This is a genomic window from Gilliamella sp. wkB18 (assembly GCF_001690875.1).
GTDB classification, from domain to species: Bacteria; Pseudomonadota; Gammaproteobacteria; order Enterobacterales; family Orbaceae; genus Gilliamella; species Gilliamella apicola_A.
The window spans coordinates 68,082-79,808 of sequence record NZ_LZHM01000049.1; the positions used below are offsets into that span (position 1 = coordinate 68,082).

At 35.1% G+C, this 11,727-nt stretch carries 9 protein-coding genes; 5 read left to right on the forward strand and 4 right to left on the reverse strand.

Annotated features, from left to right (window positions below; genetic code table 11):
- The first annotated feature begins 129 nt into the window (after positions 1-129).
- Together narX and narL are read left to right on the forward strand one after the other, a co-directional pair.
- Positions 130-1,953, forward strand: a complete 1,824-nt coding sequence (gene narX, locus A9G48_RS05490) for a nitrate/nitrite two-component system sensor histidine kinase NarX (protein ID WP_034948583.1) — start codon at positions 130-132, stop codon at positions 1,951-1,953.
- Positions 1,954-1,956: 3 nt separating this feature from the next.
- Positions 1,957-2,610, forward strand: a complete 654-nt coding sequence (narL, locus tag A9G48_RS05495; RefSeq protein ID WP_034948586.1) for a two-component system response regulator NarL — start codon at positions 1,957-1,959, stop codon at positions 2,608-2,610.
- A 192-nt stretch (positions 2,611-2,802) separates the two neighbouring features.
- Here narL and cysG read toward each other — a convergent pair whose 3' ends face one another.
- From cysG to nirB, 4 genes are read right to left on the reverse strand one after another with little or no spacing between them, the layout of a single operon-like run.
- Positions 2,803-4,176: a siroheme synthase CysG gene (cysG, locus tag A9G48_RS05500; RefSeq protein WP_034948589.1), complete on the reverse strand. Its 1,374-nt coding sequence runs from the start codon at positions 4,174-4,176 to the stop codon at positions 2,803-2,805.
- Positions 4,177-4,214: 38 nt separating this feature from the next.
- The gene (nirC, locus tag A9G48_RS05505) at positions 4,215-4,982 is read right to left on the reverse strand and encodes a nitrite transporter NirC (RefSeq protein WP_034948593.1); all 768 of its coding nucleotides are present in this window, start codon (positions 4,980-4,982) and stop codon (positions 4,215-4,217) included.
- Positions 4,983-5,007: 25 nt separating this feature from the next.
- A complete protein-coding gene (gene nirD / locus A9G48_RS05510) occupies positions 5,008-5,343 on the reverse strand; it encodes a nitrite reductase small subunit NirD (protein WP_034948597.1) in 336 nt (111 codons plus the stop codon).
- A 1-nt stretch (position 5,344) separates the two neighbouring features.
- Entirely contained in the window at positions 5,345-7,870 is a 2,526-nt protein-coding gene (nirB, locus tag A9G48_RS05515) for a nitrite reductase large subunit NirB (RefSeq protein WP_034948601.1), read from the reverse strand.
- A gap of 288 nt (positions 7,871-8,158) precedes the next feature.
- Here nirB and A9G48_RS05520 point away from each other — a divergent pair, with 288 nt between their 5' ends.
- The 3 genes from A9G48_RS05520 to A9G48_RS05530 all read left to right on the forward strand — a co-directional run bounded on the left by A9G48_RS05520 (position 8,159) and on the right by A9G48_RS05530 (position 11,029).
- A complete protein-coding gene (locus tag A9G48_RS05520; protein WP_034948604.1) occupies positions 8,159-8,656 on the forward strand; it encodes a MarR family winged helix-turn-helix transcriptional regulator in 498 nt (165 codons plus the stop codon).
- Between the two features lie 76 nt (positions 8,657-8,732).
- The gene (locus tag A9G48_RS05525; RefSeq protein WP_081295309.1) at positions 8,733-9,845 is read left to right on the forward strand and encodes an HlyD family secretion protein; all 1,113 of its coding nucleotides are present in this window, start codon (positions 8,733-8,735) and stop codon (positions 9,843-9,845) included.
- On the forward strand, positions 9,842-11,029 hold the full coding sequence (locus tag A9G48_RS05530; RefSeq protein WP_202807488.1) for an ABC transporter permease: 1,188 nt from the start codon (positions 9,842-9,844) through the stop codon (positions 11,027-11,029). The genes A9G48_RS05525 and A9G48_RS05530 overlap by 4 nt, the downstream gene beginning before the upstream one ends.
- The last annotated feature ends 698 nt before the right edge of the window (positions 11,030-11,727 follow it).

The following is an 11,727-nucleotide window of genomic DNA, read 5'->3' on the forward strand; positions in this document are numbered from 1 at the left end:
AAATTTATCCTTGTTGCAAGCAGTCTTTACTAAAAGAATGCAAAAAGTTACAAAAAAGATCAGCAAGATATCGTTTTAACGTTACAATATAGATAAATCATTATTTATCTATCAATTTATTATAATAATATGCTGAGTGCTAAAATAACCAAAAATAAAACTCGCTATCATGCTTCTATTATTAATCGTTTATCATTACTAATGTTTTTTTTAGGTGCCATTGCCTTAGTTGCATTATCATTATCTATTCAGGAAGCCAATGACACCAAAGGTAGTGCTTATATGATTAATCAATTAGGATTAATTCGCATGAAGAGTTATCAACTTTTATCGAAGGTGCCTTTAAATAAACAAGATGATTATCAATTGAATATTTTTAACGATATAACTTCCTCAAAACAACATTTAGCACTTTTTAAACGTTATAATTTAATTGATGAATTCAATCAATTAAAGGATGAATGGGAAACTCACACTACGGTAAAAATTCAACAAGCAAAAAAAATTGATGAGATAAAAACTGATATTGAGCAATTTGTTTTCCGAGCCAATTATTTAGTGCATAAAATTGATCAGAAAACTGAAAGTCAAATTCATTATATATCCTTATTACAACAATTATTTATCATAATTATTGTGATATTTCTTCTTGCTCAACTCTACTATTTACGTCGTTATCTTCTTGTACCTTGGCGTAAACTCATTAACATGGCAGAAGCCATTTCAAAACATAATTTTAGTGAACGTTTTACGGTTCGCTCAATAAAAAATGAGTTTGATTTATTAGGATTAGCGTTAAACAACATGTCCGATCAAATCGAATCACAATATTTATTACTTGAAGAACGTGTTACTGAAAAAACAGCTAAGTTGCAACAAACAAATAAAATCATCTCATTTCAATATCAAGCAACCAAGCAACTCCATACATCAGAGCCCTTATGTGAACGTTTTCTGATCGTATTACGTCAATTGGAAGAGCTTGTGCCACTGACTCAATTTCAAATTCGCTTTTATGAATCAGATTATCCTGACTATTATCAACAAATTAGTTACGGTAACGAACACAAATTACCCTATTGCCAAAATCCAAATTGTTGTGCCTGTTTAATAGGCTCAAAGTCTTACCAACAAAATGGATTTCAACGTTATTGGTATCTACAAGACAATGGCGAAAAATATGGCATATTATTTGCTATTCAACCAACAGACATAACACTTAGCGATGAGCAAGAAAATTTGGTTACAGGGCTTATCGAGCAAATGACTACTGCAATAATGCTTGATAAACAAATAGAGCAACAAAAACAGTACTTATTAATGAAAGAACGCTCGGCAATGGCAAGAGAATTACACGATTCAATTGCCCAATCATTATCTTGTCTAAAGATACATTTAAGTTGTTTGCAAATGCAATCTGATTTGACCTCACAAAGTAGCATTGATTTATTGGCAACAATGCGTAAAGAAGTCAACATTACTTATTCTCAATTAAGAGAATTAATCACCTCTTTTCGTTTACGTCTTAATCAAACTGGTTTTTATGCTAGTTTAATGGAGTTAATAGAAGAATTTAACCAAAAATTAAAATTTAACATTCAACTTGAATATCAACTACCGCTCAATATTATAAAAAGCAAACATGCTTTTCATTTATTACAATTTATTCGAGAAGCACTAAATAATGTCTACAAACATGCCAAAGCTTCACAAGTTATCATCAGCCTAACTATTGATGATAACCAGCTCATTACTATCAGCATAAGCGATAATGGCATTGGTTTTCAACCGAATATAAAACAGGACAACCATTATGGAATAGTGATTATGCGAGATAGAGCTGAAATTCTAAATGGCAATTTGACTATAAACACTGAACCACAAAAAGGAACACAAGTCATGGTAATATTTAAAGCCAATAAAACTATTCCCGTCAAGACAATAGAAGAGTAATCAATGGAACAAATAAAAAACTCAATACTACTTATTGATGATCACCCAATGCTAAGAAATGGTGTAAAACAACTAATTAATACTATTAACCATTTTGAAGTTATCGGAGAAACAGGATCAGGAACAGAAGGGATTAAATTAGCGGAAAAACTCGATCCAGATATCATCTTACTCGATATCAATATCCATGATATCAATGGATTAGAAATACTACGCTATTTGCGCGAAAAAAATATTTCAAGCCGAATCATAATGTTTACGGTATCAGATGCCAAAGAGGATATTATCGCCGCAATAAAAAATGGTGCCGATGGTTATTTATTAAAAGACATGGAGCCAGAAGATTTTCTCAAAGCATTAAAAGATATTGCGGAAGGAAAAATCATTATGGACGAAGCAATTTCTCACATTATTCTAAACTACATGCGCAATGGTAAAGAACCGACAACCAAGCAAATTCATGATGTAAACTTACTGACCCCTAGAGAACATGAAATATTTAACCTACTAGTACAAGGACTTTCTAATAAATTAATTGCTAGAGAGTTAAATATTGTTGAAAGTACAGTAAAAGTACATATAAAAAGCATATTTAAAAAATTAAATTTTAAATCGCGAATGGAAATGACCATATGGTATTTACAAAATAAAGAATAATTTTATTGATTAAGCATCAACAATCTAGATTTAATCTAGGTAGACTTATGGGTTGTAGATTAAAAGCTAGCAGTGAGCAAAAATAGGCTCACCTTTATGTTTTATATCGGCATATCTAAAAAATTAAACAAATAACTTATTAAATAACAGGCAAGTTATTATTCACAAATGCAATTTACTTGCCTATTTATATTAATGATTAGAAAACCAATTTAGTTTTTCACGTAAAGCAACCACAGGTCCAATAATAATTAAACTTGGGCTACATGATTGTAAAGCTAATGTGGTTAAATCCCCCAACAAACCTGTAATTACTTTTTGTTTAGTGCTTGTTCCATCCTCAACAATCGCCACAGGAGTATTTGCTTTCATACCATATTTAATTAATTGTTGGCTAATATTTTCCGCTTGTGAAAGCCCCATATAAAAAACCAACGTCTGCTTTTCGGCTGCTAAACTTTGCCAATCAAGATGGCTTCCATCTTTCAAATGCCCAGTTATCAAACGAACGCTATGCGCATAATCACGATGTGTTAAAGGGATGCCACTATAAGCTGAACACCCTGAAGCTGCGGTTATTCCAGGAACGACAGAAAATGGGATACCAGCATTAAATAAAGTTTCTAGCTCTTCCCCTCCTCTTCCGAAAATAAAGGGATCACCACCTTTTAACCTAACAACACGTAACCCCTTTTGAGCTTGTTCTAACAAGATTTCATTAATTTGTTCTTGAGGAACACAGTGATACCCCGCCCGTTTACCAACAAAGATACGTTGGGCATCACGTCTGGCGAGATTCATAATCTCATCTGAAACTAAGCGATCATAAACAATAATATCGGCTTGTTGAATTTGCTGTAATCCCTTTAAAGTCAGTAAACTAGCATCGCCAGGACCAGCTCCAACTAAAACAACCTCGCCACGGTGATCAAGTGATAAATTAAATAATTCATCCGTTAACATTTCAACTTGCTCTGAATCATTATTAGCAATCGCTTGTGCTAGCCTATCATGGGTGAAAAGTTTTTCCCAAAAACGGCGGCGCTCGTTAAGTGTTTTATAGGTTTGTTTCGCTTTATTACGCAAATAACCAGCATACTGAGCTAATCTTCCTAAATGCTGAGGTAAGATCGATTCCAGTTTTTCTCGCAATAAACGTGCTAAAACCGGTGCATGCCCTGCTGATGACACGGCAACCATTATTGGTGAACGGTCAATAATTGAAGGCATAATAAAGCTAGCATCTTTAGGAGAATCAACAACATTACAAAAAATACGGCGATTTTCTGCTTCAACACTAACAGTTTGATTCGTTTTATGGCAATCAGTTGCCGCAATAACTAACCATTTATTGTCAAGCAACTGTGCATTGAATTCACCTTGCTGTAACACTAATTGTTTTTGTTCCTGCCAGCACAAGAATTGCTGATTGAATTCAAACGCATTAACTGTTAACCTTGCGCCAGCTTCAAGTAGTAGCCGAGCTTTTCGCTCGGCAATTTCACCACCGCCAACAAGTAGGCATTCTCGACCTTCTAACTTACAAAATAGTGGAAAATAATCCATAAAACCTCAATATTTATCCTTTTTGAATTTCATCCAAATTAGGGTCTCTCAGTTTTAGGCGTAGAATACCAGTATCCTAATCCCATAAAGACAGCACCCGACACAATATTACCTAACGATACCCAAAATAAGTTATGACCAATACCAACTAAAGTATAAGCTTCATTATGATTACCGAACCATGAAAGTGAAAATAATGTCATATTGGCAACAGAATGCTCATAACCACAGGCAATAAAAGCGAGTAAACACCACCAAATAGCGATAAATTTTGCTGTTCCTTCAACTCGATTTGCCATCCAAATTGCTAAACAAACAAGCCAGTTGCACAAAATTCCACGAAAAAACAGTGCTACAGCGGGGGCAGTGGTTTTGGCTAATGCAGCACCATGCACTAAGCTAGTATCTACTGATAATAATGGAGTTGCCGCATAACAATATAATACAGCAACAAAAACAGATCCTAATAAATTTGCAAACCACGTTTGTGGTAATACTAACCACATCTGCTTATGGGTAATTTTTTTACACTTTACCCCAAAGGTTAAAAACATAGTGTGCCCAGTAAAAAGTTCAGATCCAGCAATCACCACTAAAGTTAACGCAATGCCAAATGTAGCCCCCATCACCAAAGGTCTTAACGACGGCTCAAACAAATTACCTAACGTAAAAATTAAAATAATACCAAGCCCAACATAAGCCCCAGCCATAGCAGAACTTAACCAAAAACCTATAGGGTTAATTTTGGCTAAACGAACAATGCGTGCTGCATTAGCAGCACATTTATTAATTGTATCGGTATACATAACTATTTAAACCTTAAAAATTGCTTTAATGTAATGATTTTACTTCAACAAAACCATCTTCATTTACTTTTACTTCATAATTTGCAATAGAATATTGGACATCATCCAAACAATAACCATCTTTTAAGCGAAAGCGTTGTTTTTTTAATGGACTTGCGACATACAGCTCATTTTCATGCTGCCCAATAATACCTTGAGACAAAACACTTGCTTGTGCAAAGGGATCAATATTACTAATTGCATAAAGTTCAGCAGTATCATAAGGACGAAAAACTGCTACATGTTCCCCCCCAACAAGTGCACATACTCCAGTTTGGGGTAAAATATCATCAAGTTTACAAACAGTTACCCATTGACTCATATTATTGTCCTCCTAACATTGCTTTACGTTCTTCCGCTGTCGCTGGTCGATGCTGATCGCGCTCAGGTATAAATTGGACATTTTCATCGCGCTGATTACTATTAATAAAGTGAGTAAATCGTTTTTGGTTTTCTGGATGCTCGACCGTTTCTTTCCATTCACATACCATCAATTTACGCAGGCGTGCCATTTCACTCTCTAGTTCATCATTAATTCCTAATTTATTGTCGATAATTACACTACGTAAATAATCAATTCCCCCTTCCATATTTTCAAGCCAAACGGAGGTCCGTTGTAATTTATCAGCAGTACGAATATAGAACATAATAAAACGGTCAAGATATTTAATTAATGTTTGTCTATCAAGATCAGCAGCAAGCAAATCGGCGTGGCGTGGTTTCATACCACCATTACCGCATACATAAAGGTTCCAACCTTTTTCAGTTGCGATAACACCAATATCTTTACCTTGTGCCTCCGCACATTCTCGGGTACAACCAGAAACACCTAATTTAAATTTATGCGGAGCTCGAATACCTTTATAACGATTTTCAAGTTCTACCCCAAAACCGACACTATCACCGACACCAAACCGGCACCAAGTGCTACCTACGCAAGTTTTAGCCATTCTTAGTGCTTTAGCATAAGCATATCCACTTTCAAAACCAGCATCGATGAGCTCTTTCCAAATAGCTGGCAGATCAGCTTTTTGGGCACCAAATAATCCAATACGTTGCGATCCTGTAATTTTTGTATAGAGCTGATATTTTTTAGCGATGCGACCAACAGCGATTAAACCTTCAGGGGTAATCTCTCCCCCCGCACTACGAGGAATGACCGAATAAGTACCATTTTTCTGAATATTACCAAGAAAAATATCGTTACTATCTTGCAACGGAACTAAATCTTGTTTAAGAATATAATCATTCCAACAAGACGCTAATAAAGAAGCAACCGTTGGTTTACAAACTTCGCATCCATAGCCCGTACCATATTTTTGAATTACTTGGTTAAATGATTTTAATCCTTCTACACGAATTAAATGGTATAGCTCTTGACGTGAGTATTTGAAATGCTCACATAACGCATGGCTCACTTCAATACCTTGTTTGGCTAATTCGGAGTTTAACAGCTGGGTAACCAATGGAATACAGCCACCGCATCCTGTACCGGCTTTGGTTTCTGCCTTAATTGCCGCAACAGTATGACAACCAGAATGAATAGCATTAATAATTTTCGCTTTTGTTACATCAAAACATGAACAAATTTGGGCAGAATCTGGTAACGCTTCAACCCCCATAGCAGGTTTAGCACCAGCGTGGGCAGGTAAAATTAATGTATCTGGATGTTCTGGAAGATCCATTTCATTCAACATCAATTGTAATAAATTACTATAATCAGCAGTATCGCCAACTAGCACAGCCCCTAATAATTTTTTATTATCTTGAGAGACAACTAATTTTTTATAAACTGGAACAGTTTCATCTAAATAAACATAGCTGCGACTACCTAACGTTTTTCCTTTAGCATCGCCAATACTACCAACATCGACTCCCATTAACTTTAATTTAGCGCTCATATCAGCGCCTTCAAATGGAGTTTGCTCACCAATTAAATGCGCTAAAGCAACCTGTGCCATTTTATATCCTGGCGCAACTAAACCAAATACTTTACTTTGCCAACAGGCACACTCACCTATTGCGTAAATATCAGGATCAGAAGTTTGACAATAATTATTAACCACAATTCCACCACGTGGACCTATTTCAAGCTGACACGCTTTAGCAAGCTGATCGTTAGGTCGAATGCCTGTTGAGAAAACAATAAAATCAATTTCGAGTGATGTTCCATCAGCAAATTGCATCATTTTACCCGATGGTGTATGAATAATTTCTTGAGTATTTTTACTTGTATGAACACCAACCCCCATGCTTTCAATTTTTCGGCGTAATTGCTCGCCTCCCATTGCGTCAAGTTGCTCAGCCATCAAAACAGGAGCAAATTCAACAACATGTGTTTGCACCCCTAGATTTTTTAATGCGCCAGCTGCTTCAAGCCCCAATAAGCCACCACCGACAACGGCCCCAGTTTTACAGTGGCTAGCACATTCACGAATGGCGTCAAGATCTTCAATGGTTCGATAAACAAAACAATTTGAGCCATCTGCACCTTTAATTGGTGGAACCCACGCATAAGATCCTGTTGCAATAATCAATTTATCATAGCTAACAATTCTACCTGTCTGAGAGTGAACCTCTTTACGTTGACGATTAATTAGAATAGCTCGTTCATTAAGTAGTACATTTATGTTGTTTTCCTCATATAACCCTTCACGAACTAAAGAAAGCGCATCAGCGGTATGATCTGAAAAATAAGAGGAAAGATGAACACGATCATAAGCAAGACGAGGTTCTTCACAAAAGATAGTAATACTGAACTGATTAGACTGCATTTTATTGATAACTTCCTCAATAAAACGATGTCCAACCATCCCATTACCAATGATAACGAGATTGGTTTTACTCATAATAAAGCTCCAATTTTATTTTATTTCAATTATTTAATTTATAATTACCCCTCATTGTATGTAACTTAGACCAAAATATAACTACCCTTAAGGATTACCACTTTAGTAGTAATAAAGATAATTATTTTTAAAACAGTTAATTATATTAAAATTCAACATTTATTAAATTAAGCATTCATAAATGCATTAATAAAAATTATTAATATTTAATGGCAATTAGCCAAATATTATTGCCAACAAAAATTTAAATAGTATAATTAGCCGACTAAATAAATTGAGTAATAACCATTGAATTACAAGTCTAGAACACTTCCATCTCGTGAAACTTTAGCGCGAGCACAAAGGTTTAATGATGATATCGTTGATGTTTCTGGCGTTGATCTGGTATTAAGCCTAATTACCACAGCCGATTTAATACGTGCAAACATTTACGCTCAACTAACGAAAGACTATGATGTTTCCGAAGGAAAGTTTGCCTTATTAATGTCGCTGTTTTCCGAAGGTGAAACTTGTGCCAGTGATTTGGCATTACGCATCGGCGTAACACCTGCGACAGTATCAGTTATGGTTAAACGTATGCTATCTGCACCTAACCCATTAATAGCAATGTCAAAAAGTGGAGAAGATGGTCGTTCTCGGCTTATCTCATTAACCACAGTCGGCGAGAAATTAATTCAAGATGCATTACCCAATCACCTTAAATCAATTAAGGCTTTCGCTCAAGTTTTAAACAAACAAGAGCAAGAATCTTTAATATTGATGCTACGTAAATTACTACGAAAATAACTAACTTTAATCAATTAAAGTTCATTATTTTCACTAAAATACTTAGCTGACTAATTAAATGGAAAATAAGCTATATATGAAAAAAAATATCAAAATCCCTGTTATATTTTTGGCGCTTTTAACTATTGGGTCATCATTAATTTTCTTAGGCTCTAGAAATGATGCGGTAACCGTTGCTAAGAGTATTAAATCAGGTGTCTTAACTGCAGATGAAATTAACGTTGCTTTCCAAAATGTAGGAGGAAAAGTCATTAAACGATTTGTAGAAGAATCACAAATCGTAAAAAAAGGCGATCCTTTAATGCAATTAGAAGATATCGACACTAAGCTAGCAATTGAACGACTACAAGCACTAGTTGATAGTCAAAAGGCAGCAGTAAATCAAGAACAAGCTGCAATTGAAATCACCGAAAATGAAACCAATTTAGCTGAATTATCTACTTGGCGTAAAATTGAAGAAGTTAAAGCAAGCTTAGAAGCAGCAAAATCAGCAAGAGATTTAGCTAACACAGAGTATACCCGTCAAACCCAATTACGTAAGACTGGTGGCAATTCACAATCACAACTTGATAATGCACGAAATGCCTTTACTGTTGCCAAAATGCAAGTTGCCCAAATTGAAAGCCAATTATCAACATTAATGATTGGAGCAACACCAGAACAAATTAGCCAATTTGAACAAACCAGAAATGCAACAGGAATGACAATACAATCTGTTGCTATTGCGCGGCAAAAACTTCAAAATCGCCAAAATCAGCTAGCACAGCTACGTGCCTTATTAGCTCAAGGTGAAGCTGATTTAAAGCAGTTACAAATCAATTATGAGCGACTGACATTAACGGCTCCTGAAGATGGCAAAGTATTAAAATTGATGTTTGAAAATGGTGAATTAGCACCAACAGGTGCACCAGCCGTATTGTTAGAGACCGATCGTAAATATATTGATATTTACGTAAATGAAAAAATGGTTAATGATTATCAACCAGGTACAACAGTAAAAGCAAATGTGATAGCACTTGATAAAGAAATAAAAGGTAAAGTCCGCTTTGCGACAGCTGCGCCATCATTTGCTGATTTACGCATGACACGGGAACGCGGACAAGCGGATTTAACATCTTATCAAGTTAGAATTTATATGGAATCTATTCCGAAACTATTAACCGGTATGACAATTGAGGTTAAACAATGATGCAAAACATCATTAAATCTATGCTTGAAGAGCTTGACGCCATGTTGTCAGGTCACTTTATCCCATATTACAAAGTTGCGATAGGTTTAGCGGCCATTATTTCGCTAATCTTCTCAATTGTATTAAGCCATGGCGCAGTATTTGAAGGTAAAATTGCGGTTATTGACCTAGACGGTTCTAATTATTCCACAGAATTAATTAGTAAAATAAACACTTCACCATATATTGAAGTTTCTGAGGTAATCAAAGCGCCGGTCAATCCAATAGCGCTAGTTTCACACGATCGTAATTTAGGTGTTTTATACATTCCTAAAGGATTAGAAAAGAGCTTAAAGAAAGGCGATAAAACCGTTCGCTTAGGTTATTTTGTTGATGATACTAATGATGCACAAAATGCCAAAGTGCTACAAAGCCTTAATGAATATATTCCTGAACTAGGTGCTGAACTTAGTGTTGGTAAAGTTGCCGCATTAGGGCTAAGTAAAGAAGGCATTGAAGCGACTTTATCGCCAATGCAACTTAAAACACGATATATGTTTAATCCTGCAAGTTCATCAACCATATCAACTATTATCTATTTTGTTTATTTCTTCTCCTCACTGACATACGGGCTTACATCGTTGATGATTATTGGCCGTTTAAAAGTAACAGGCATGTGGAATACCGTATTAGAAAGGGGATTTGTTGCACTACTTGCAAGAACCATACCTTATGCACTATTTTACACCACAGGGTTAACATTAATAACGGCAGTACTTGTGCTATTTGGACAATTACGCTTTGATGGTAACTATTTCGTATTTGTACCTAGCATGTTTATGACAGGAATTGCATTTGGCTGGTTAGGATTTTTATTATCTTGGAAAACCAATAATCCAGGCGAAGGAGCTAGTAAAATGATTTTCTTAGTTCCGCCGGGATTCATTATGGGCGGCTCCACCATGGCTGTAGGTATTATGCCAATATGGACTTACTATATTAGCCACGCCTTTCCTTTAGTTTGGTTATTTCGGTTTTTTCGAGATATCGCCATGCGAGGGCGTTCACTAGTGGATATGTTAGCAACGTATGGCACATTTATTATTTATTTAACTGTTATTGCTTTTGTGGTAATGATCGTTTTTGAACGAACGAAAAAACCAGCTACCCAACCACAATTGAATCAAAACACTATAAATAACTAATTGAAAAATTGATACATTTACTTGGTGAAGAAAATAGTATTTTAATAAATAAATTAAGTGCTTTTAAAACTTCATCGATTAACATTTGAAATGCTCTTTGCCATTTAGAACAAAAGTATTCCCTGTATACACAGGGATAAACCGAATTAGAGCGAGCAATCGCAATAGTTAGAGAAGTGTTCCCTGTATACACAGGGATCCCCCCTTTATCTTAATGCTAAAACCCTAATCCCACTTAATTGATAAAATTTTAAGTGGGGCTTAAAAGCAGCAACCTAAAAAAACATGACTCACTAAGCTTATCTTAAATTTCAATAAATTAAGTTTAATTAAATATTGCAAATTATGTAAAAATAGTGTAATTTTCATGCCCAATTTTAATTATCATTATTGATTATTAAAATTACCGATAAAAACAGACAAATATGACAAAACTAAATAAAAATAAGTAGCAAGGTAGTATAGGTAAGGATGTCTCGGTTGTTAGTATATCAAATGCCCACATTATGCAGCATGATATTCATTCATTTGCATTGGTTTATTCACAATAAATTTGATTATTGTCCTTTACTGTTTGGTTTTCTAATAAAAACAAAGCAATCACGCTATCAATGTAACAATCCTCAACGCCAGATTTATGGCTATCTATTCATGCCCCTTAAAACAACTAATCATTAATCCATTTAATGGGGTAAAAC

Excerpts from the sequence above, each read along its gene's own strand:
- A9G48_RS05530 (WP_202807488.1), top strand. The coding sequence starts at position 9,842 with ATGATGCAAAACATCATTAAATCTATGCTTGAAGAGCTTGACGCCATG.
- nirC (WP_034948593.1), bottom strand. The coding sequence starts at position 4,982 with ATGTATACCGATACAATTAATAAATGTGCTGCTAATGCAGCACGCATT.
- cysG (WP_034948589.1), bottom strand. The coding sequence starts at position 4,176 with ATGGATTATTTTCCACTATTTTGTAAGTTAGAAGGTCGAGAATGCCTA.
- A9G48_RS05525 (WP_081295309.1), top strand. The coding sequence starts at position 8,733 with ATGAAAAAAAATATCAAAATCCCTGTTATATTTTTGGCGCTTTTAACT.
- nirD (WP_034948597.1), bottom strand. The coding sequence starts at position 5,343 with ATGAGTCAATGGGTAACTGTTTGTAAACTTGATGATATTTTACCCCAA.
- narL (WP_034948586.1), top strand. The coding sequence starts at position 1,957 with ATGGAACAAATAAAAAACTCAATACTACTTATTGATGATCACCCAATG.
- narX (WP_034948583.1), top strand. The coding sequence starts at position 130 with ATGCTGAGTGCTAAAATAACCAAAAATAAAACTCGCTATCATGCTTCT.
- nirB (WP_034948601.1), bottom strand. The coding sequence starts at position 7,870 with ATGAGTAAAACCAATCTCGTTATCATTGGTAATGGGATGGTTGGACAT.